Source organism: Chromobacterium sp. IRSSSOUMB001 (assembly GCF_023507765.1).
Classification (GTDB): Bacteria; Pseudomonadota; Gammaproteobacteria; order Burkholderiales; family Chromobacteriaceae; genus Chromobacterium; species Chromobacterium haemolyticum.
The window spans coordinates 262961-284153 of record NZ_JALCYU010000005.1; the positions used below are offsets into that span (position 1 = coordinate 262961).

21 protein-coding genes are annotated in these 21193 nt (G+C 67.7%); 9 read left to right on the top strand and 12 right to left on the bottom strand.

Annotated features, from left to right (window positions below):
• Positions 1-20 precede the first annotated feature (20 nt).
• The 4 genes from ugpC to MOV80_RS08940 are packed head-to-tail and all read left to right on the top strand — an operon-like array spanning position 21 to position 4993.
• Positions 21-1118: a sn-glycerol-3-phosphate ABC transporter ATP-binding protein UgpC gene (gene ugpC, locus MOV80_RS08925; protein ID WP_275975325.1), complete on the top strand. Its 1098-nt coding sequence runs from the start codon at positions 21-23 to the stop codon at positions 1116-1118.
• 20 nt (positions 1119-1138) lie between these two features.
• Positions 1139-2530: a D-arabinitol 4-dehydrogenase gene (gene dalD, locus MOV80_RS08930; protein ID WP_249605058.1), complete on the top strand. Its 1392-nt coding sequence runs from the start codon at positions 1139-1141 to the stop codon at positions 2528-2530.
• A 55-nt stretch (positions 2531-2585) separates the two neighbouring features.
• A complete protein-coding gene (gene xylB, locus MOV80_RS08935; RefSeq protein ID WP_249605059.1) occupies positions 2586-4058 on the top strand; it encodes a xylulokinase in 1473 nt (490 codons plus the stop codon).
• Positions 4055-4993: a carbohydrate kinase gene (locus MOV80_RS08940; protein ID WP_249605060.1), complete on the top strand. Its 939-nt coding sequence runs from the start codon at positions 4055-4057 to the stop codon at positions 4991-4993. Before xylB ends, MOV80_RS08940 begins: the two co-directional genes overlap by 4 nt.
• 151 nt (positions 4994-5144) lie before the next feature.
• Here the strand turns inward: MOV80_RS08940 and MOV80_RS08945 are convergent, their stop codons facing one another.
• Both MOV80_RS08945 and MOV80_RS08950 read right to left on the bottom strand, forming a co-directional pair.
• A complete protein-coding gene (locus MOV80_RS08945; RefSeq protein WP_019103126.1) occupies positions 5145-6095 on the bottom strand; it encodes a LysR family transcriptional regulator in 951 nt (316 codons plus the stop codon).
• Between the two features lie 232 nt (positions 6096-6327).
• Positions 6328-7419: an agmatine deiminase family protein gene (locus MOV80_RS08950; protein WP_118268630.1), complete on the bottom strand. Its 1092-nt coding sequence runs from the start codon at positions 7417-7419 to the stop codon at positions 6328-6330.
• A 182-nt stretch (positions 7420-7601) separates the two neighbouring features.
• On the opposite strand from MOV80_RS08950, the gene MOV80_RS08955 reads away from it, so the two are divergent.
• Positions 7602-8426, top strand: a complete 825-nt coding sequence (locus MOV80_RS08955; RefSeq protein ID WP_019103128.1) for a transporter substrate-binding domain-containing protein — start codon at positions 7602-7604, stop codon at positions 8424-8426.
• Between the two features lie 240 nt (positions 8427-8666).
• Here the strand turns inward: MOV80_RS08955 and MOV80_RS08960 are convergent, their stop codons facing one another.
• From MOV80_RS08960 to MOV80_RS08985, 6 genes are all read right to left on the bottom strand, one after another.
• On the bottom strand, positions 8667-9167 hold the full coding sequence (locus MOV80_RS08960) for a hypothetical protein (RefSeq protein ID WP_043590154.1): 501 nt from the start codon (positions 9165-9167) through the stop codon (positions 8667-8669).
• A gap of 335 nt (positions 9168-9502) precedes the next feature.
• A complete protein-coding gene (locus MOV80_RS08965) occupies positions 9503-9895 on the bottom strand; it encodes a DUF4280 domain-containing protein (RefSeq protein WP_039755922.1) in 393 nt (130 codons plus the stop codon).
• A gap of 60 nt (positions 9896-9955) precedes the next feature.
• Positions 9956-11653 carry a putative 2-aminoethylphosphonate ABC transporter permease subunit gene (locus tag MOV80_RS08970; protein ID WP_107731943.1) on the bottom strand — a complete coding sequence of 566 codons (1698 nt, stop codon included), beginning with the start codon at positions 11651-11653 and terminating at the stop codon, positions 9956-9958.
• Positions 11647-12747, bottom strand: coding sequence for a putative 2-aminoethylphosphonate ABC transporter ATP-binding protein (locus tag MOV80_RS08975; RefSeq protein WP_107731942.1), 1101 nt, complete (start codon positions 12745-12747; stop codon positions 11647-11649). Before MOV80_RS08975 ends, MOV80_RS08970 begins: the two co-directional genes overlap by 7 nt.
• A 68-nt stretch (positions 12748-12815) precedes the next feature.
• Positions 12816-13838 carry a putative 2-aminoethylphosphonate ABC transporter substrate-binding protein gene (locus MOV80_RS08980; RefSeq protein ID WP_191185679.1) on the bottom strand — a complete coding sequence of 341 codons (1023 nt, stop codon included), beginning with the start codon at positions 13836-13838 and terminating at the stop codon, positions 12816-12818.
• 154 nt (positions 13839-13992) lie between these two features.
• Entirely contained in the window at positions 13993-14673 is a 681-nt protein-coding gene (locus MOV80_RS08985; protein WP_107731940.1) for a hydrolase, read from the bottom strand.
• A 97-nt stretch (positions 14674-14770) separates the two neighbouring features.
• Between MOV80_RS08985 and MOV80_RS08990 the strand changes: the two genes are divergently transcribed.
• Complete coding sequence (locus tag MOV80_RS08990) at positions 14771-15415, top strand: TetR/AcrR family transcriptional regulator (protein WP_107731939.1); 645 nt, start codon at positions 14771-14773, stop codon at positions 15413-15415.
• A 53-nt stretch (positions 15416-15468) separates the two neighbouring features.
• On the top strand, positions 15469-17115 hold the full coding sequence (locus tag MOV80_RS08995) for a diguanylate cyclase (RefSeq protein ID WP_232060406.1): 1647 nt from the start codon (positions 15469-15471) through the stop codon (positions 17113-17115).
• A 292-nt stretch (positions 17116-17407) separates the two neighbouring features.
• On the opposite strand, the gene MOV80_RS09000 is transcribed toward MOV80_RS08995, so the two are convergent.
• The 4 genes from MOV80_RS09000 to phnF all read right to left on the bottom strand — a co-directional run bounded on the left by MOV80_RS09000 (position 17408) and on the right by phnF (position 20010).
• Positions 17408-17737, bottom strand: coding sequence for a hypothetical protein (locus MOV80_RS09000; protein ID WP_039756159.1), 330 nt, complete (start codon positions 17735-17737; stop codon positions 17408-17410).
• Positions 17738-18036: 299 nt separating this feature from the next.
• Positions 18037-18606 carry a phosphonate metabolism protein/1,5-bisphosphokinase (PRPP-forming) PhnN gene (gene phnN / locus MOV80_RS09005; protein ID WP_249605061.1) on the bottom strand — a complete coding sequence of 190 codons (570 nt, stop codon included), beginning with the start codon at positions 18604-18606 and terminating at the stop codon, positions 18037-18039.
• On the bottom strand, positions 18596-19288 hold the full coding sequence (locus MOV80_RS09010; protein WP_249605062.1) for a DUF1045 domain-containing protein: 693 nt from the start codon (positions 19286-19288) through the stop codon (positions 18596-18598). Before MOV80_RS09010 ends, phnN begins: the two co-directional genes overlap by 11 nt.
• Positions 19288-20010 (bottom strand): phosphonate metabolism transcriptional regulator PhnF, encoded by a 723-nt coding sequence (phnF, locus tag MOV80_RS09015; RefSeq protein WP_118268080.1) that lies wholly within the window; start codon positions 20008-20010, stop codon positions 19288-19290. Before phnF ends, MOV80_RS09010 begins: the two co-directional genes overlap by 1 nt.
• Positions 20011-20178: 168 nt before the next feature.
• Here phnF and phnG point away from each other — a divergent pair, with 168 nt between their 5' ends.
• Together phnG and phnH are read left to right on the top strand one after the other, a co-directional pair.
• Positions 20179-20619 (top strand): phosphonate C-P lyase system protein PhnG, encoded by a 441-nt coding sequence (phnG, locus tag MOV80_RS09020; RefSeq protein ID WP_019103505.1) that lies wholly within the window; start codon positions 20179-20181, stop codon positions 20617-20619.
• A gap of 1 nt (position 20620) precedes the next feature.
• On the top strand, positions 20621-21193 hold the full coding sequence (gene phnH, locus MOV80_RS09025) for a phosphonate C-P lyase system protein PhnH (RefSeq protein ID WP_043590162.1): 573 nt from the start codon (positions 20621-20623) through the stop codon (positions 21191-21193).

Consider the following 21193-nt stretch of genomic DNA (forward strand, 5'->3'; position numbering starts at 1 on the left):
TACTGATAAGGAGAAAACGCATGGCAAGCGTCCAATTGCGCAATGTCGGCAAACGCTACGGCGACGGTCCGGAGGTGATGTCCGATATTCAACTGCACATCGACGACGGCGAGTTCGTCGTCTTCGTCGGTCCGTCCGGCTGCGGCAAGTCCACGCTGCTGCGCATGATCGCCGGCCTGGAGGAGATCAGCGCCGGCGAGCTGGAGATAGGCGGCGAACGCATGAACGAGGTGCCCGCGGCCAAGCGCGGCATCGCCATGGTGTTCCAGTCCTACGCGCTCTACCCGCATATGAGCTTGTACGACAATATGGCCTTCGGCCTCAAACTGGCCGGCAAAAGCCGCGCCGAGATCGACGCCGCGGTGCGCCGCGCCGCCGCCATCCTGCACATCGACCACCTGCTGGAGCGCAAGCCCAAGGCCTTGTCCGGCGGCCAGCGCCAACGGGTGGCCATAGGCCGCGCCATCACCCGCCAGCCCAAGGTGTTCTTGTTCGACGAGCCCTTGTCCAATCTGGACGCGGCGCTGCGGGTCAAAATGCGGCTGGAGTTCGCCCGCCTGCACCAGCAGCTGAAAACCACCATGATCTATGTGACCCACGATCAGGTGGAGGCGATGACGCTGGCGGACAAGATCGTGGTGCTGTCGGCCGGCCGCGTCGAACAGGTGGGCGCGCCGCGCACGCTCTACCACCATCCGGCCAACCGCTTCGTCGCCGGCTTCATCGGCTCGCCGCGGATGAATTTTCTGCCGGGCCGCGTGCTGAGCATCCAGCCGGAAGGCGTGGCCGTGCGTCTGGACGGCGGCGGCGAACTGCTGGCGGCGGTGGCGGCGCAAGACCTGAAGCCCGGCGACGCCGTCACCGTCGGCGTCCGCCCGGAACACCTGCAGCCGGCCTCCGGGCCAGCGGCGCTGCGCGCGCGCGTGGCCGCGGTGGAGAGCCTGGGCGACTGCGCCTATCTGTACGCCGAGGCGCCGGACGCCGACGAGCCGCTGATCAGCCGGATCTCGGACGCGCAGGACTTCGCCGCCGGCGACGAAATAGGCTTCAGCGCCCTGCCGCATCACTGTCACCTGTTCCACCAAGACGGCCAGGCCCTGCCGCGCCTGCCGCACTGAAGCCGCCACGGAGCCCTGCGATGAAACACACTCCCTCCCCGCCGCGCTGGCTGCACATCGGCGCCGGCGCCTTCCACCGCGCCCACCAGGCCGTCTATCTGGACCAACTGGCCTGCGCCGACGCCGAGCCCTGGCGGTTGGCCGTCGGCAATATCCGCGCCGACCAGAACCCGCTGCTGGAACAATTGGCGGCGCAGCAAGGCCAGTACACGCTGGAAACCGTCAGCCCGGCCGGCGAGCGCCGCTACCGGCGCATCCGCGCCATCAACGCGGTGCTGCCCTGGGACCGCCGGTTGAACGCGCTGATAGACGAAGGCGCGCACCCGGCCACCCGGGTGATCTCCTTCACCGTCACCGAAGCCGGCTACTACCTGAACCAGGAGCAGGCGCTGGACACCGCCAATCCGGAGCTGGCGGACGATTTGCACGGCGGGCTCAACACCCTGTACGGCGCCGTCGCCGCGATTTTGCGCGCGCGCGCGGCGCGCGGCGGCGGCGCGCTCACCCTGCTCAATTGCGACAATCTGCGCCACAACGGAGAACGCTTCCGCCAGGGCCTGGAACAGTTTCTGAGCCTGCGCCAGGAAACCGAGCTGCTGGCGTGGACGCGCCGCCACAGCAGCTGCCCCAACGCCATGGTGGACCGCATCACCCCGCGGCCGCCCCCGGAACTGGCGGAACGGGTGGCCGCCGCCACCGGCTGGCGCGATCCCTGCGCGATCACCGCCGAATCCTTCACCCAGTGGGTGATAGAGGATCGCTTCGCAGCCGGCCGCCCGGCGCTGGAGCGCGTCGGCGCGCAGCTGGTGGCCGACGTCCAGCCCTATGAAGAAGCCAAGATCCGCATCCTCAACGCCAGCCACAGCGGCATCGCCTGGGCCGGCAGCCTGCTTGGCCTGGACTTCATCCACCAGGGCGCGGCGGACCCGGACATCCGGCGGCTGGCTTACGACTACGTCAGCCAGGATGTAATCCCCTGCCTTAGCCCCAGCCCGCTGGATCTGGCCGGCTACCGCGACAGCGTGCTGGAGCGCTTCGGCAATCCGGCGCTGGGCGACAGCAATCAGCGCGTGGCGGCGGACGGCTACGCCAAGCTGCCCGGCTTCATCGCGCCCACGCTGCGGGAATCCATCGCCGCCGGCCGCCGGCCGGACGCCTGCGCCATGCTGCCGGCGCTGTTCCTGCGCTTTTTGCAGCGCTGGCGCGCCGGCCGGCTGGCTTACGCCTACCAGGACGGCAGCATGGACATCGCCGCCTGCCATCGCATGCTGGCGGCGGCCGACCCGGTGGCCGCCTACTGCGCGGACCCGGCGCTCTGGGGCCCCTTGGCCGGCAGCCCGGCGCTGGTCGCGCCCTTGCGCGCCGCATTGGCGCGGGTGGACAGCTGGCTGGACGGCCGCGGACGGGGATAGACTGCGCGAGAGAGCCGTCATTTGGCCGTCCGCCACTCCATCCAAGGACAAAACCATGTATCTGGGCATCGATCTGGGCACTTCGGAAATCAAGGCCGTGCTGCTGGACGGCGACAACCGCCCGCTCGCCAGCGCCGGCGCGGCGCTGGACGTGTCGCGGCCGCGGCCGGGCTGGGCCGAACAAGACCCGGAAGACTGGTGGCGCGCCGCCTGCGCGGCGGTCGCCAAGCTGCGCGAACAGGCGCCGGCCGCGCTGGCCGCCACCCGCGCCGTCGGCCTGTCCGGCCAGATGCACGGCGCGGTGCTGCTGGACAGCCGGGACCGGGTGCTGCGGCCGGCCATCTTGTGGAACGATTTGCGCAGCGTGGCCGAATGCGCCGAGCTGACCGCCGCCGCGCCGCGGCTGCACGCCGTCGCCGGCAACCTGGCCATGCCCGGCTTCACCGCGCCCAAATTGCGCTGGCTGGCGCGGCATGAGCCGGAGAGCTTCCGCGCCGTCGCCACCGTGCTGCTGCCCAAGGACTATCTGCGCCTGCGCCTGTGCGGCGACAAGATCACCGACACCTCGGACGCCTCCGGCACCTTGTGGCTGGACGTGGGCCGCCGCGACTGGTCCGAGGAACTGCTGGACGCCGGCGGACTGTCGCGCCGTCAGATGCCGCGGCTGGTGGAGGGGCTGGCGCCGGCCGGGAGGCTGAGCCCGGCGGCCGCGGCCGATTGGGGCATCGCCCGGCCGCCTCTGATCGCTGGCGGCGCCGGGGACGGCGCCGCCAGCGCCGTCGGCATCGGCGCGATCGCCCCGGGCGACGGTTTCCTGTCGCTGGGCACCTCCGGGGTGATCTTCGTCGTCGACGACCGTTTCCGCCCCAATCCGGCGCAGGCGCTGCACGCCTTCTGCCACGCGCTGCCCCGGCGCTGGAGCCTGATGAGCGTGATGCTGTCCGCCGCCAGCTGCCTGCGCTGGTTCTGCCGGCTGGCCGGCGTGGACGAGGCGACGCTGTTGACGGAAATAGAGCGGCTGAGCCCGGCGGAGCTAAGCGCCGCGCCGGTATTCCTGCCCTATTTGTCCGGCGAGCGCACTCCGCACAACGATCCTTTCGCCCCCGGCGCCTTCTGGGGCTTGAGCCAGGCGCACGGCCGCGCCGCGCTAGGCTACGCGGTGCTGGAGGGCGTCGCCTTCGGCATGGCGGACGGGCTGGACGCGCTGCGCGCCGCCGGCGCCGCGCCGCGAGCCTTGTCCCTGGTGGGCGGCGGCGCGCGCAGCCCGTTCTGGGCGCAATTGCTGGCCGACGCGCTGGACACCGAGATTCTCACCCACCTGGGCGGCGAAGCCGGCGCCGCGCTGGGCGCGGCCCGACTGGGCTGGCTGGCGGACGGCGGTGACCTCGGCGTCGTCTGCGTCAAACCGCCGCCGCGGACGCGCTATGCGCCGGACGCCGCCCGACATCAGGCCTTGCAAGCTCGCCTGCGTCACTTTCGCGCGCTCTACCAGGCGCGGCCCCCCTCATTTGCGGAGACCCCCACATGATTCTGTGCTGCGGCGAAGCCCTGTACGATTTTTTCCTGGAACCCGGCGCGGCGGAATGGCCGCAGCTGAACTACCGCGCCGTGCCCGGCGGCTCGCCGTTCAATGTGGCCGTGGGCCTGGCGCGGCTGGGCCGGCGCGCGGCCTTGCTGACGCCCTTGTCAAACGATTATCTGGGCGCTCAGCTGCGGCGGCTGTTGGATCGGGAGGGGGTGGACGGACGCTATCTGCTGCCGCGCGATCTGCCCACCACCTTGGCGATGGTGAGCGTGGACGCAGGCGGCCAGCCGCAATACGGCTTTTACGGCGAGCGCGCGCCGGAGGCCAGCCTGCGCCCGGAAGAGCTGCCGACGCTGGACGACGAGATCGCCGCCGTCCACTTCGGCTCCTACGCCTTGGTGGGCCGCCCCGGCGGCGAGGCGCTGCAGGCGCTGGCGGCTCGCGAAAGCGGCCGGCGGCTGATCTCGCTGGACCCCAATCTGCGGCTGAACGTGGAGCCGGAACGGGCGCGCTGGCGGCAATGCCTGGACATCCATCGCCGCCACGCCCATCTGATCAAGGTCAGCGCCGAGGATCTGGCCCTGCTGTATCCGGGACAGGAGATCGAAGCCTGCGCCCGCCGCTGGCTCGCCCCGCCATGCCAGTTGCTGCTGCTGACCCGCGGCGAACAAGGCGTACGCGTGTTCAGCCGCCGTCACGGCGAATGGGAACAGCCGGCCGCCGCCGTCCAGGTGGTGGACACCGTGGGCGCCGGCGACAGCTTCCAGGCCGCGCTGCTGTGCCGGCTGGCCGAGCTGGACCGGCTGAGCCCGGATGGGCTGGCGGCGCTGAGCCGGACGGAAACCGAGGATCTGGTCCGCTTCGCAACGCGCGCCGCAGCCCTGACCTGCGCGCGGCGCGGGCCGGACCTGCCGCAACGGGAACAGCTGACGGACTAAGAACCTGTTTACGATCTCGAGAGCAAGGGCGAGACAAGGAGAAAATGGCTGAAAAAGCAAAGTGCACACACGGGGCATGAGCATTTCGAGGACATTTTCAACGCCGTACCGCCAACGCTCAGCAGATTTTGAGCAGGCTCTGAGGCGCCGCCTACTCGCAGCCGCCCTCTTTTCGCAGCCAATCGAACATACCCGCCATCGCCTCGCTACGCAGAGCGTCCCGCGGCCGGGACAACCACCATTGCGCGCCCGGCTGGCGCGGGTAACCGGCCAGTTCGCGCAGCCGGCCTTCTGCCAGCGCTTCTTCCAAGGCCATCGACGGCAGGCAGGCGATGCCGTGGCCGCGCAAGGCCGCGTCCAGCGCCAACTGCGGCGCGTCGTAGGCGGCGGCGATGCCGAAGCGCGGCAGCATGGACTGCATCGCGGCGGCGGCCGCCTCCGGCATACTGGCTTTTTCCAGGCAGATCAAGCGCGTCAGTTGCGGATGACGCTCGGCCGGCAGCGCCGCCAGCCGTTCCGCCAAGGCCGGCGCGGCGACAAAACGCCAGTCCTCGCGCAGCCAGGCCGCGTCTTCCCAGCCGGCCATCGCCAGCGGCTGCCGGCCGATGACGATGTCGACGTCGATCTCATCGGCCTGACCCGGTTCTTCATCCGTGGACAGCAGCGGCACGATGTCGGGGTGGGCTGCGCGCAGGCGGTCCAGGCGCCCCTGCAGCCAGCCGTGCAGCAAAAAAGCCGGCCCCACCAGCACCACCAGGCCCGGATCGGTGTACACCGCGATGCGGTCCAGCCCGCGCCGCAGCGTGTCCAGCGCGCGTCGCACGCTCTGCTGCAGCATTTCGCCGGCAAAGGTGAGTTCGATGCCGCGGCCCACGCGCTGGAACAAGGGCTGGCCGACAAAGGCTTCCAACTGTTGAATCTGGTGACTGACCGCGGACTGCGAGAGGTGCAGCGCCTCGGCGGCGCGGGAGACGCTGCCCAGACGCGCGGCGGCTTCGAAACCAGTCAGCAGCCGCAGCGACGGCAGGCGGCCAAGCTCGCCGGTTGCCTGGTCTTCCCACTCGCCCGCCTTAGGCCCGCCGCTGTTACTGCCTCTATCCATCCGGATATGTCCTCTTGGTTTCCGGCCTAGGCCGGCGTGGAGGCGATATTGCCTTCTACGCCGCCCGATTAGAACATGTTTACGATCCCGCGAGCTGAGAACCGGTTCAACATCCCACAAGCAAGAAGAAGGCGCACCGGCTGAGAAAGCGGAATGTACAGGCGGCGCATGAGCATTGTGAGCTCGTTTTCAACGCCGTATCGCCGACGCGCGGCAGCGCGTAAACGGGTTCTCAGGCCGGCTGCTGCTGGGTGGCGCAATGAATGCCGCCGCCGCCGGCTGCGATGCCGTCGATGTTCAACTGCACCACTTCGCGCTGCGGAAACAACTCGCGCAGCGCCGCCCGCGCGTTGCGGTCCGCCTTGGCGTCGCCGAACTCCGGCGCAATCACCGCGCCGTTGCAGACATAGAAATTGATGTAGCCGGCCGCCATCTCATGGCCCTCGTACTCGGGCCGCACCCGCTCGGGACCCGGCAAGACCACCACCTCCAGCTTGCGGCCGCGCGCGTCCCGCGCCTGACGCAGCAAGGCCAGGTGGCGACGGGTCACCGCGTAATCGTAGGACTGCGGATCCGTGTCCAAGCCGGCCACCACCACGCCAGGACGGACGAAACGGGCGTAGAAATCGGTATGACCGTCGGTGATGTCGCGGCCGGCGATGCCGGGCAACCAGATTACCTTGTCCACGCCCAGCAGCCGGCGCAGTTCGCGCTCGCACCGCGCCTTGTTCCAGCCGGGGTTGCGGTTGGGGTTGAGCACGCAGCTTTCCGTGATGATGGCGGTTCCCTCGCCGTCCACTTCAATGCCGCCGCCCTCCAGCACCAACGAGGTCCTCACGGCCGGCGCCCCGCTCTTTGCAGCCACCGCGGCGGCTACTTTGGCGTCCCGACGGTACGCCTGCTTGCCGCCCCAGCCGTTGAAGTTGAAATCCACCGCCGCCGGCGCTCCGCCTTCGCCCTTGACGAAAACCGGACCGCTGTCGCGTATCCACAAATCGTCCAGCGGTTGCTCCAGCAGCTCCACCTTGGGGCCGCACAGCTTGGCCGCCAGTTCCATGTCCTCGGCGCGCGCCAGCATGCGCACCGGCTCGTGAGCGGCGATGGCCTGAGCCACCCGCGCCAGATCGCGCCGCGCCACCGGCAGCAAGTCTTCTCCCCACACCGCCAGGCTGGGGCCGAAGGCCATCCAGGTGGCCGCGTGGCGTTCGCCCTCGTCCGGCATGCGGTAGCCGGCCGCGCTCGGCGCGCCGCTCCAGCCGCGGGCGGCCAGCAGGCTCCCCGCCGTCAACAGGCTCGCGCCCAGGAAGTGTCGTCTAGTACTCATCGCCGCGTCTCCAAGACCGGTTTCCAGCCACATGGCTGCGGTCAGCATTGTGCAAGTGGACATACATTTGAAAAAGCGATGAATTTTGCGGAAACCTATCTATTTCTATCATGTATTTGTCTCCGCTGCGCGCTGGCGGCGGGAATGACATAAGCTGAAAACGAACGACCGGAGGGACCATCATGCGTCTCGCGCTTTGCCTCCTCATCGCCGCCATTGCGGCCCAAGCCTTCCCCGCGCCGGCGCAAGACCCCGAGCTGGTGATGGGCTACCGCACCAATGAGCGGCGCCCCTATATCGAGGACGAGAGCGACGACGGCATCTATAAAGCCCTGTACAGCCGCGCCTGCCAGCGCATCGGCTGCACGCTGAAAGTGGTGCGTCTGCCAAAGAAGCGGGTGTTGCAAGCGCTGGCGCAGGGCGAGGTGGACTTCTACCCCGGCTATACCTACAACGCGGAGCGCGAAGCTATCGTCCTGTTCGTGGCCAACGGCCTACGCGAGCGCCATGTGATCATTACCCGCGCCAAACACGCGCCCGTACGCGGCTACGCCGATCTGGACAATAGCGTGGAGCTACGCAGCCTGGGCAACCCGGACCTGCTTCCCCCTCCCTGGCAAGCGCGCACCAAGGTGCTGCAAGTGCCGGAGCTGGACGTCGAACGCGCCTTCCGCCTGATCAGCGCCGGCAAGGCGGATTTCTACATCTATGACGAACTCACGCTGCGCTTCTACTGGGAACGGCTGCGGCCGGCCGGGCTGACGCTGCACCCGTCGCTGGAGCCCTGGCAGGCAATGCATATGGGCTTTTCCAAGCATTCGCGCTTTTACCGGGCACTGCCCAACCCGGATTACCGCGCCGACCAGCCGCTAAGCCCGGACAACTACCCGCAACGGCTGGACCCGGCCTCTCTGGCCGGCAAGCTGAGCGCGGCCTTGCAGGCGATGAAGCAGTCCGGCGAAACCGAACGCATCGTCGAGCATTTTCTCCAGACGCCGGCCCGTTGAATAGAAGGCCGCCGGCTCCCGCCCGCATAAACAAAACCCCTGAAGCCGCCATGCGGCGCGTCAGGGGTCCATTAAGGCGTTTTCAACGCCGATCGCCAAGAGTCTGTTCAAGTCTCGCGTGCAAGGGCGAGACAAGGCGAAAACCGCTGAAAAAGCGGAGTGCACACACAGTACATGAGCATTTTGAAAGTGCACTCACCGAGCCACGTTTCACGACGCGTAGCAGATCGTAAACAGGTTCTAGGGCGTAACCCGCATATACGGCGTAGTGCTCAACGTCGCGCTAATGGAACAGCCGCCGGACAACTGGGCCGCATCCAGGCCAATCACGGTTTCGCTGCCGTTGTCGGCCACGCTGCCCACAATCTTGGTGGGGCCGCACAGGCCGCCGGCGATCGGCGATTTCACATTCACCGACACATTATCCAAAGTCAGTTGAGTGGCGGTATCCACGTGACCGGTCCACGGCGAAGCGACCGAGGCGGAGGGCTTGATCACCTTGCACAGCGCGCCGCCGCTGAACGAGGCGCTGGTGATGGCCACATTGCCGTAGCCGTCCACGGTGCCGCTGAACACCGCCTTGCAGTCCAGATCGATGCCGAACTTGCCCACCTTGGCCGGCCCCACCGCGGAAAACGGCATGGCCGCGCCGCCGGGGCCCGGCGGGGTGATGGTGACGGCGAAGGCGGAAGCGGCGGCCAGACTGAGTGCAGCGGCGGCGAGACAATGGGAAAAGCTCATGAGGGCTCCTTGCTTGAGAAGGTTGATTCATGCCAATCGGCAAGAAGCCCATAAATTAAAATGCCATTTAAATTAAACGTTTGATTTTCATCAAGCCACCGTCCGTCGGCTGCCTGACCTATAGGCTGATGAACAAGCGCCAGCTGTCGGCGCCAAAATCCGGTCGCTCAAACGCAAACAGGCTTCCAGGCGGAACCTGTTCAAAGTCTCGCGAGCAAGAGCGAGGCAAGGCGAAAACGAGCGAAAAAGCGGAATGTACACGTGGTACATGAGCATTTTGAGCTGGTACTCACCGTGCAACGTTTCACGAAGCGCAGCAGGCTTTGAACAGGTTCTCAGGGAATCATCACCGTGAACTGACCGGGCGAGTTGATCTTGATCACCCCGCCCCAGTTGCACATCAGCATGCTGTTGCTGTCCAGCGCCGGCATATTGCCAATCAGCACCGTGGGCGCGCCCGGCGTCCACGGCGCGGCGGTGACAGGGATGCAGGGCATGGGCGTCAGCACGCCCATGGCGGCGGCGGTGGCGGCCGCCACCATTGGGTTGGCCGGGCTTTGGCACATGCCGAAGGGCATGACGTTGAGCATGGGCACATGGTCCATGATGTTGGCGGCCGGCACCCCGCCGGCCATCACCCGGTTGGCGGGCAACACCACCAGACTGCTGGGGGCGACGCCGAAGCTGCATTGCAGCATCGCGCCCATGCACACTTGCGGACATCCCATGCGCGTTTCCTCACTCCGGCGGGCCAATACATGACATCGTCACGCCAAAGCGAGCCATCGTCAAGCGCGGCCGCGCCAGCCCTGGCCGCGCCGGGTCAAGACTCGCTCCAGCCCCAGCAACAACAACGACACCCCGGCCGAGCTCAGCGCGATCAGCGTGGCCATCGCCGCCGCCGCCGCGGTGTCGCCGGCGTCGTCCATGGTGACGATGGCCACCGCGGCCAGGCTATTGTCCGGACTGGCGATGAAGATCAGCGCCGACAGCGTGGTCATCGCGGACACGAACAGATAGCGCATCACGTCCAGCAGCGCCGGCAGGCACACCGGCAGCGTCACCCGCCGCAACGTCACCCAGAACGGCACTTTGAGCGAGGCGGCCACCGCTTCGAACTCGCCGTCCAGTTGCTTGAGCGCGGTGCTCATGGTCAGGTGGCCGGTGGTGTAGAAGTGGGCGATGGTGCAGGCGGCCATCAAGGTCATGCCGCCGTAGAGCCCATGCAGCGGATTGTCCGGATGGTTGAAGAAGAACACATAGCCCAGGCCCAGCACCAGGCCGGGCACCGCCATCGGCAGCATGGCGAAGAAGCGCAGCAGCGCGCGCCCCAACGGCGCGGCCGGCAGCTTCTCGCAGGCGTAGGCGCCGGCGAACACCAGCAGGCTGCCCGCGCCGGCGGTGATGCAAGCCAGTTTCAGGCTGTTGAAGTAAGCGCTCCAGCCGCCGCCGTCCACGCTGTCGAACTGATAGTGGGCCAGCGTCAGGCTTAAATCGTACGGCCAGTACTTGATGAAGGAAGCCACGACGCCCACGCCCAGCAAGGCCAACAGCGGCAGCGAGATCGCCGCCAGCAACAGCCAGGCGGCCAGGTCGCGCCATGGCGCGCGCCCCGGCGAAAACGGCACCGCGCGCGCGCCCAGCGCCGCCTGCTGGCGACGCGCCATCCGCCGCTCGATAAAGAAGGAAAACACCGCCGGCAGCAGCAGCATCAGCCCCACCACCGCGCCGCGCGGGAAGTGTTGCTGGCCCACCACCTGTTTGAAGGCCTCCACCGCCAGCACGTTGTAGTCTCCGCCCACCACCTTGGGTACACCGAAATCGGTGATCACCAGGGTGAATACCACCAGGCCCGCCGAGACCAGGCCATAACGCGCGCCCGGCAGGGTGATGGTGAGGAAGCGACGCAGCGCGCCCGCGCCCAGCGCGCGACCGGCCTCGTACAAACGCGCGTCCGACGCCGACAACGCGGTCAGCAGGATCAGCAGCGCATGCGGAAAGGTATAGAAGGCCTCGCCCAGCACCACGCCCCAAAAGCCGTAGACGCTGCCGCCGTCCAGCCAGGATTTGAGCAGGCCCTGGTTGCCGAACAAATACACCAGCGAGATGGCCGGCATCAGCGACGGCGCCAAGAGCGGCGACAAGGCGATCTGGCGGAACACCCCGCGGCCCCAAACGCGGCTGCGGCTCAGCCCCCAGGCAAAGGCGAAGGCCAGCGGCAACACCAGCGCGGTGACGGTCAGCGCCAGCCACAGGCTGTGCCGCGCGGCGCGCATCAGGCCGGGGCTGTCCAATACCTGGGCGAAGTTGGCCAGGCCGACGAAGCCGCCGTCCATGTCCAATACCGATTTGCCGAAGATGAACAGCAGCGGCAGGCCCAGCGCCAAAGCCAGCAGCGCCGTCAGCGTCCACACCAGCGCGGCGGCGGCCCGGCGCTCGCCGCAGGCCGGCGCGGCGCGCCAGCCGTTCAGCGCGCGGCTCAGCATGCGCCCTCCCCGGCATAGGCGCGCAGCAGCGCGGCCGGCAACTCCACCGGCACCACCTCGCCCGGCGTCAGCGGCTGGCGCTGCAGCATGGACGGACAGATTTCCGCGTGCAGCGCCAGGCCGGGCATGGCTTCCGGCTGCAGCCGCAGCCGGGTCATCGCGCCGCCGAAGCTGATGTCGGCCACCCGCGCCAGCAAGGTGTTGGGCGCGCCGTCCCAGCGCGCCTTGACGATGATGTCTTCCGGCCGCAGGAACAGGGTCAGCGCCTCGCTCTGCGGCAAGGGCGCGTCCAAGCGCAGCAGGCAGTTGCCGACGGCGGCCTCATGGCCGTCCAGCCGCCGCGCCGGCAGCCAGTTGGCGGCGCCGACGAATTCCGCGACGAAGCGGCTGGCGGGACGGCGATAGATCTCGGCCGGCGTGCCGATCTGCTCGATGCCGCCTGCGTTCATCACTACCACCCGGTCCGCGATGGCCAGCGCCTCGGCCTGGTCGTGGGTCACCATCAGCGTGGTGACGCCCAAGCGTTTTTGCAGGCCCTTGAGTTCGTCGCGCAGCTTGTCGCGCACCCGCGCGTCCAGCGCGGACAGCGGCTCGTCCAGCAGCAGCAGGCCGGGCGAGGTGGCCAGCGCGCGCGCCAGCGCCACACGTTGCTGTTGGCCGCCGGACAGCTGGGCCGGGTATTTGTCCTCAGCGCCGGGCAAGCCCACTAGGTCGAGCAGCTCCCGCACGCGGCGGGCGTGGCGCGCGCCGCCGCCGCGCGGCTTGAGGCCGTAAGCGATGTTGTCCGCGACATTGAGATTGGGGAACAAAGCATAGCTCTGGAACACGATGCCGTAGTCGCGGCGGGCCGGCGGTTCGCGAGTGATGTCGCGCTCCAGCAAATGGACGCTGCCGGCGTCCGGCTGGTCCAGCCCGGCGATCAGGCGCAACAAGGTGGTCTTGCCGCAGCCGGACGGGCCCAGCAGGCAGACAAATTCACCCTTGCGGATGGACAAGGACACCTCGTCCAAGGCGGTGAAGCCGCCAAAACGGCGGCTGAGGCCGCGGACGGACAGGTGTTCGGACAAGCCGTCCAAACTATCGGCCGGTTTCATGCGCAACTCCAGGGTGTCTTGAAATGAAACGACGCCGCCCGGCGGGCGGCGTAATGGCGTGAACCGGCTCAGCTCTTGGGCTCGGCCTTGCTTTCATAGCGGCGCGACCATTCGCGCAGGATGGCCTCGCGCTGTTTGGCGGCCCAGGCGAAGTTATTCTTGCTCAGGCGCTGGGCGTAGTCGGCGGGGATGAAGGGGTTGGGTTTGGCCACGCCGGGCATGGCCAGCACCGCGTAGTTCTTTTCATACAAACGCATCGCCGGCAGGCTGACCGAGAAGTCCGCCAGCTTCTGCGCGGCGGCCAGCTTCTTGCTGCCCTTGATGATGGCGGTGGCTTCCAAGTCCCAGCCCAGGCCTTCCTTCGGGTAGATCAGGTCGATGGGCGCGCCCTTCTCTTTCAGCTGGGCGCCGCGGTATTCGAAGGAGATGCCTATCGGATACTCGCCGGCGGCGGCCATCTTGCACGGCTTGGAGCCGGAATGGACGTACTGCGCCATATTGGCGTGCAGCTTGTCCATATAATCCCAACCCTTTTTCTCGCCCATCATCTGCAACCAGGCGGACACGTCCAGATAGCCGGTGCCGGAGGACGCCGGGTGCGGCATCACGATCTGGCCCTTGTAGGCCGGCTTGGCGAGGTCGGCCCAGCTCTCGGGCTTGGGCAGATTTTTCTTGGCGGCTTCCACGGTGTTGAAACAGATGGTGGCGGCCCACACGTCCATGCCGGTCCACTTGGGCGGCTTGGCCTTGTCGACGAATTCCGGGCTCAGCTTGTCCACGCCCTTGGGCGCGTAAGGCTGCAGCATGCCCTGCTGGTCCAGAATCATCAGGCTGGTGGCGGCCAGGCCCCATACCGCGTCGGCTTGCGGATTGTTTTTCTCGGACAGCAGTTTGGCGGTGATGATGCCGGTGGATTCCCGCACGAAGCGGATTTCGATGTCCGGGTTGGCCTTTTCGAAAGCCTCTTTGTATTCCTTGACCTGATCCGCCTCCAGCGCGGTGTACACGGTCAGGGTGGTGGCGGCCTGCGCCAGCGGGGCCGTCAGGCCGGACAGGGCCAGGCCGGCGGCCAAGGCAATCAGTTGTTTCATCGACATCGCTCCAATGGGTTTAGACGTATAGACCTCATAGCCCATGCGCCGTCCTTTAATCAGCCGCCACCTTACGACGCGCCGATGACAGCGCGGTGACGGCCGGGTGAAGCTTGTCTTGCGCGGCTGGATGTCTTGCCCGCCGGCGCGCGGCCTACCAGGCCAGCGGCCCTTTCTCGCCGTTGGCGTGCTCGCCGTAATACAGCGAGGGCAATAGCCGCGCCAGGCAGTTGAACTCGTTGTAGCAGTGGCGCATCAACTCCAGGCCCAGGCGTTCCGGCACCGGTTCGCCGACGCCGTCGGCCGCGCCCAGCAAGAAGCGGCTGCGCAGCACCGCGCCGTGGGCGGTGTCCCGCGTCAGGTGCACCATCTCGCCGTCCAGCGGGTCGCCGTCGGCGCTGAGCCGCGGCTCCTCGCCAAAGGCGATGCGCGCGCACACCGCGGCCGAGGCGTCGCCTCGCGCCAGCGCGGCGCTAAGCCGGCCGGCGCCGAAGAAAGTTTCCGGCGGGTGGAATTTCAACACCGCCGGCACCGGCGGGATCTCGCCCAGCGCCTCCACCGCGCGCACGGTGGCGCCCACATAGCCGCGGCCGGGTCGGCGGCGCCCGTCCCAACCGCGCAGCTCCACATGGTCGTGCGGGTGCCACCAGCGAATGTGCCGGGTGGATTCAAAGAAAGTAAACCACCAATCGAACATGCGGCCGGCGCAGCCGGGCAGTTCGGTTCGCGCGGCCACCAGCAGCCGGCCGTCGTCCAGCCGGCGCACGCCGGTTTCCAGCATCAGCGGGCCGGGCTGCAACAGCTCGTCGTAAGATGTTTCATAGAGAGAATTCACAGTACACTCCTTGGCGTGAAGAATGACAGGGCGCGATGCGCGGCTTCCATTAATTTGGAAACGCATCACGTTTCCATAATGAGGAAGCCATATCCAGATGTCAAGCCAAGATCAGGAGCCGCGCGCGCGCGGCCGCCCCGCCATGCCGGAACGGGAGCTGCGTCAACAGGTGCTGGACGCCGCCACCGAACTCTTGCTGAGCCAGGGTTATCAAGCCGCCACCATGGCGGCGGTGGCGCAGCGGGCGGGCGTGGCCAAGAAAACGGTGTATCGCTTCGCCGACAACAGCGAACAGTTGCTGGGCGCGGTCATTCACGGCTGGACCGACGCCTTCGTCGCGCCGATGCAGGAGCCGCTGACGGCCTCCGCCCACCTGCCACAGGCGCTGGAGGCCTTGCTGAACACGGTGGCGGCCAAGGTGCTGACACGTGAGGCGATAGGGCTGTTCCGCCTGCTGATAGGGGACTTTCCCGGCCGGGAACAGGCGCTGGCGCAATACGCGGAACACGGCGTGCAACGCTGCGCCGCGCTCTTGGCCGGCTGGTTGGAACGCCAGGCGGAACAGGGCCTGATCCACTGCCCGCAACCGGCGCAAACCGCCGAACTGCTGCTGGCGATGACGATAGCCGAGCCGCTGCGCCAAATGGCCTTGGGCCTGACGCCGCCGCTGCCGGAGCATGACCCCGGCGAGCGCATCCACGCCGCGGTGGCGCTGTGCTGCGCCGGGCTGCTGCCGCGCTGAGCCGGCCCGCCGGGCCTTGGGCATACAAGGCACAAAACCTTGACTAAACTATCTTGAAGACAACCCTATTTGCCGCCATGAGCCTGCGCCGCGTCCTTGATAGTATCGTTACCCGCTTGCTGCTGCTGGCGCTGGGCATCGTAGTGGCCGGCACCGTGGCGCGCTACTACGCGGTCAGCCAGTTTCTGCGCGAAGACTTGAGCAAGGTGGTGCAAAACCAGCAGATGGCGCTGGCCAGCTATGTCGCGCGCGACGTGGACTTCAAGATCCAGCAGCGCCAAGCGCTGCTGCGCCGGCTGGCCACCGGCCTTCCCCTGGATTTGCTGCAACGCCCGGCCGAGCTGCAAGCCTGGCTGCGCCTGCATTGCGACTTCCAATGCCCGTTCTCGCAAGGCCTCTACGTGGTGACTCCGGACGGCCGCGCCGTTGCAGACTACCCGCCGATGCCGGGCCGCGCCGGCCGAAACTTTTCCGACCGCGACTACATCCGCATCGCGCTGTCCAGCCCGTCCAATCTTGACCGCATCGCCATCGGCCGGCCCGTCGTCGGCCGCGTCAGCAAAAAACCGGTGCTGCCTATGGCCGCCGCGCTGCCCTGGCGCGACGGACAGCCGCAAGGCGCGCTGGCCGGCGTCACCGCGCTGGCCGCGCCGGGCTTCATGGACTTGCTGCTGGCGTCCCACATCGGCGGGCCGAACAGCGGCTTTTTGCTGGTCTCTCCACAAGACCGGCTATTCATCGCCTCCTCCCAGCCGGACATGGTGCTCAAGCCCACGCCGCCGACGGGCATCAACCCCTTGCACGACCGGGCGATGGCCGGCTTTCGCGGCGTCGGCATCACCGTCAACGCCCAAGGGGGCGAGGAAGTGTCCGCCATCGCCTCGGTGCCCAGCACCGGCTGGTTCGTGGTAGCCCGGCTGCCCAGCAGCGAGGCCTTCGCCACCGTGGACCGGGTGCAAACCTTTTTACTGAAAACCGCGGCGCTCGCCATCCTGGTGTTCGCCCTGGCCGCGGGCGCGGGCCTGTACCTGCTGTTCCGCCCGCTGTTCCGCGCCGCCAGTCACGCGGACCGCATGACCCGCGGCGAATTGCCGCTGGAGCCGCTGCCGGTCAAGCGCAACGATGAAGTGGGCCATTTACTGGCCGCCTTCAACCGGCTGTTGAGCAAGCTGAACCAACACCAGGCGGAATTGGCCCGCATGGCCCATCACGACACCCTGACCGGCCTGCCCAACCGCGCGTTGCTGGCCGACCGCCTGAACATGGCGCTGGCGCGCGCCCAGCGCCATGAAAGCCGGCTGGGCCTGCTGTTTCTAGACCTGGACGGCTTCAAGCTGATCAACGACAACTACGGCCACAAGGCCGGCGACAAGGTGTTGTGGCAGGCGGCGCAACGCCTGAGCGGCATCGTGCGCCAGACCGACACCCTGGCGCGCATCGGCGGCGACGAGTTCGTGCTGTTGATTGGCGATCTGGGCGAGGACGCCGAGGAGGTGGCGCGCATCGTGGCGACCAAGTGCATAGAGACGATGCAGACGCCGTTCGACATCGGCGGCGAACAGCGCCAGCTGGGCATTTCCGTCGGCATCGCGCTGGGCAACGGCGAGAGCAGCGCGGACAGCCTGTTGCAGGCGGCCGACCAAGCCATGTACCGGGCCAAGAAATCCGGCCTCAGCGGCTGCGAAAGCGTCACGCTGTAAGAACCTGTTTACGGTCTGCCGCGCGTCGGCTATGCCGCGTTGAAACCCGCTTCGAAATCCGCATGTACCACACGCACATTCCGCTTTCTCAGCCGTTTTCGCCTTGTCTCGCCTTAGCTCGCGAGATCGTAAACACATTCTAAGAGCCGCTAACAAAACCTCGCAGAGAACCTGAGCCAAGGCGCGCCGACGCAGGCAGTACCCGTAGTACGACAAGGAGGCGCAACACAGGATCAGGGATTTTGTTAGCGGGTCTAAGCATGCGGCGGCCCTGCCAGGCCGCCGCCGCCGTCTACACTATCTCGGGAATAGGCTCGATATAAGCCACCCGCTCGTTATTGTGCAGCACTTCCACCGCCGTATACTTGGGCGCGCCGGGCGGCAGCACCCGGTCATAGCGGGCATGCGCCACCGCCAGCACCTGCGGCCACATGCCGGGCTTCTGCACCAGATGCAAGTCCAGCATCAGGATGGCCGGGTTGATGCCCTGCGGCTCGCGCATGGTCAGCACCGCTTCCACGCCGGGATTGGCCACCACCACATCCCCCGCCACATGCAAACTCTTGGGGTGGCCCGGCATCGCGTTCAGCCAGGCATGCCAGTTTCTCGATTGCAAAGCCATGTCCATTACTCCTGCCAATGGCGGGACGACCATTGCATGCGCACCGCTCAGAACCTGTTTACGATCTGCTGCGCGTCGGCGATACAGCGTTGAAAACCACTTCGAAATGCTCATGTACCACCTGTACATTCCGCTTTCTCAGCGGTTTTCGCCTTGTCTCGCCTTAGCTCGCGAAATCGTAAACACGTTCTCCGGCGTCCCGCCAGCCGGAAGCGGCGCGCGGCTCGCCGCCGCGCTGCCGGCGAACTGCCCCGGTTATAGCAAGCGACCGCGGCCTCGCCGGCCCGGTTTTCCAGACATTAAGGACAGTGCCGGCCCAAATCCTTGCTCAGCAAACGCAGCAGCCGTTCACCGGCCTCGGCCAATTCGCCATCGTTGCGCAACACCGCCGCGCCCGGCGGCGGCGTCAGCGCGGCGGCCTCTTCCAGCCGCTGGGCCACGCGTTCGGGGGACTCGCGGCCGCGTCCGGCCAGCCGAGCCGCCAGCGCCGCCGGACTGGCGACGATCCATACCGGCCGCAGGCCGGGAAAACGCCGCGCCGCCAGCGGCAAGGCCGAACGCGAACCGTTAACCACCACGTCCAGGCCCTGATCCAGCCACAGCGTCACCTCCATCCCCAGGCCGTAAGCCAGGCCGTGCCGCCGCCAGCTCAAGGCGAAACAGCCGCTGCGCTCGCGCTGCTCGAACTCCTCCAGGCTCAAGGCCACGTGGTTCTCGCCGCCGGCGTCCGCCGGCCGAGTGATGTAGCGGTGAGCGAACACCAGCCGGCCGGAAGGCGGCAGCCGCGCCCGCGCGTAGGCCAACAGGCTGTCCTTGCCGGCGCCGGATGGGCCGATCACATACCACAACGCGCCGGGTTCAGGCTTCATAGCGCGCCGCCTGGCCGTCGAAGCCGCAATGCGCCAGGTAGCGGAAGGGCTCGCCCGCCGCCGTTTCGACGAACACCGCCACGCCATCCACCCACGCGCGGGCGAAAGCGGCGAAGTGCCGGCGCGCCGCCCGCTCCAGCGCCCGCCCCTCCGCGCTGTCCGGCGTCAGCCGGCCGCTCAGCGTCAGGTGAAAGCGGTATTGCTCGAACACATAGGGGTAGCCCCAGCGCCGCTGCAGCCGCTCTTGGCGCGCGTCCAGGCCGGCGCGCACCTTCCACGGCGATTCGCGATCGGCCAGGGCTTCCAGCTCCACAACGCAGGCGGCGGCCAGTTCGGCCAGATCCGGCGGCGGCGCCATCGGCCGCAACGCCAAAAAATCCGCCAGCCAGGCCACTTCCAAACTCAGCTCAAAGGGCTGGAAACGGCGCGCCAAAACGGCCGTCCGCGCCAACAGCGCCGCTTCGTCCACCCCGGCGCGCAAGGAAAACGGCGCTTTCAGGGTGGCATGCCAGCCGTAACGGGCCGGGGCCGCGGTCAGCTCCGCCCAGGTTTCAGCGTCCAGGCCCGGCGCGTGCGGCGGCAGCACTTGCAGACCGCTGTGCGCATCCTGTCCCAACCAGCCGCTGCCGGCGCGCCAGAAGGCGCTGTCCGGCCTCGGGGCGTAATACAGCGCGTAACGCATCAGAGATCCTCCATCACCAACTGCACCAAATCACCGTTGAAACAGGTGATCCCGTACTGCACCGGCCGCCCTTGCGCGTCCACGTTCAAGGACTTCACATGCAATACCGGCCGGTTTTTGGGCAGGCCCAGGTAGTCCACCGTCTCGCTGTCCGGCAGCCGCGCGCTGACGCGGGTGAAACGCCGGGTGTAATCGTCCACGCCGAAATGCGCCAGCGCGCGCGTCACGGAGCGCTCTCTTCGATAGATCTCCGGCAAGCCGGGGAAGCGCGCCGCCGGGAAGAACATCGTCGCCCAATCCACCACCCGCAGCTCCACCCGGCTCAAGGTTTTGATGCGCAACAGCGGCTCGCCCGCCGCCACTTGCAGCAGCTCGGCCAGCTCCGCGTTGGCCGGCACCGTGTCGCTGGCCAGGACGTCGATGTCCGAACTCAGGTTCTGGCTGGCCATGTTTTGGGAAAAGCGGGTGCGCTTGCTGATCGCGTAATCAATCGCGTTGTCCTGAACGAAGGTGCCGCGGCCCTGCTCCACCCGCAGCAAGCCGCGCTCCACCAAGGTGGCCACCGCTCGCCGTATGGTGTGGCGGTTGACGCGAAAGCGCTGAGCCAATTGCAACTCGGTGGCCAATTGCTCGCCGGCGCGGATCGCCCCGCTGGCGATCTCCTCCGCCAGGCTGTTTTCTATCTGCCGCCAAACGGCGACGCCGGAACCGCGTTCAATCATCGTTCAAATCCTTTCTCCCCCGAGGCGGCCTAGGTCTAGCCCCACCACCAAATCGTCACAAAACCTTCATCGCCGCATGCTGTTTGCGCTTTGTCGCCGGCCATTATCATGGATACGTCTATACGTTTATATGAATTTTTGTTGAAACCGCACAGGGGAATACCCGATATGGAAACCTCGACCAGACAAGACTGGCTCAGCGTGCTGGCCCACACTCCGCCGCCGCGGCTGCGCCGGCTGCTAAGCCCGCAACTGCCGCCCGCGCCGCAAGTGGAATGGCTGCGCCGCGCCGAAACCGGACTCGTCATGCTACAGGCCCGCGCCGGCGGCGGCGGCGCCCGCTTCAATCTGGGCGAAGCCAGCGTCAGCCGCGCCAGTTGCCGGATAGCAGGCCGCCTGGGCCACGGCTGGGCGCTGGGCAGCAACGGCGAACACGCCGAGTTGATCGCCCAGGCCGACGCCTTGCTGCAGGATCCGGCGCGCCAAGACCAGCTGCTGGCGTTATGGATCGCGCCCTTGCGCGCCGAACGCGCCGCGCGCCGCGACCACGCCGCGCGCGAAGCCGCCGCCAGCAAGGTGGAGTTTTTCACCCTGGTCAGGGGGGAATGAGATGCGCGCCGCCTTCGCCGATCCTGTCCACGACAGCCAGCGCTGCTTCCGCGCCGCGCTGGCCGCGCTGGCCGAACCCTTGCTGCCGCAAACGCTGCCGGCCTTGCCGCCGGAGCTGCCCGGCCTGATGCCGGCCACCGCCGCCCTGCTCTACACCCTGCTGGACCAGGATGTCGGCGTCTGGCTGCCGCCGCTGCCGGCGGACACCCTGGCCAGCCTGCGCTTCCATACCGGCCTGCGCCTGGCCGCCGCGCCGGAACAAGCCGACTTTGTGGTGCTGCCGCTGGGCGCGCCGCTGCCGCCGCTGGCCGCACTCAAGGCCGGCGAGCCCGAATACCCTGACCGGTCCGCCACCGTGCTGCTGGAAACCGCCGGCTTCAACGCCGAGCAAGTGGAAGCCGGCGGTCCGGGCTTCGCCGCGCCGCGCCGTTTCGGCATAGACGGCGCGCCGGACGGTTTCTGGCGGCAATGGCGGGACAATCACGCCCGCTTCCCGCTGGGCGTGGACATCTTGCTGATCAGCGGCGAGCGCGTGGCCGGCCTGCCGCGCAGCACCCGCGTCAAGGAGGGCTGA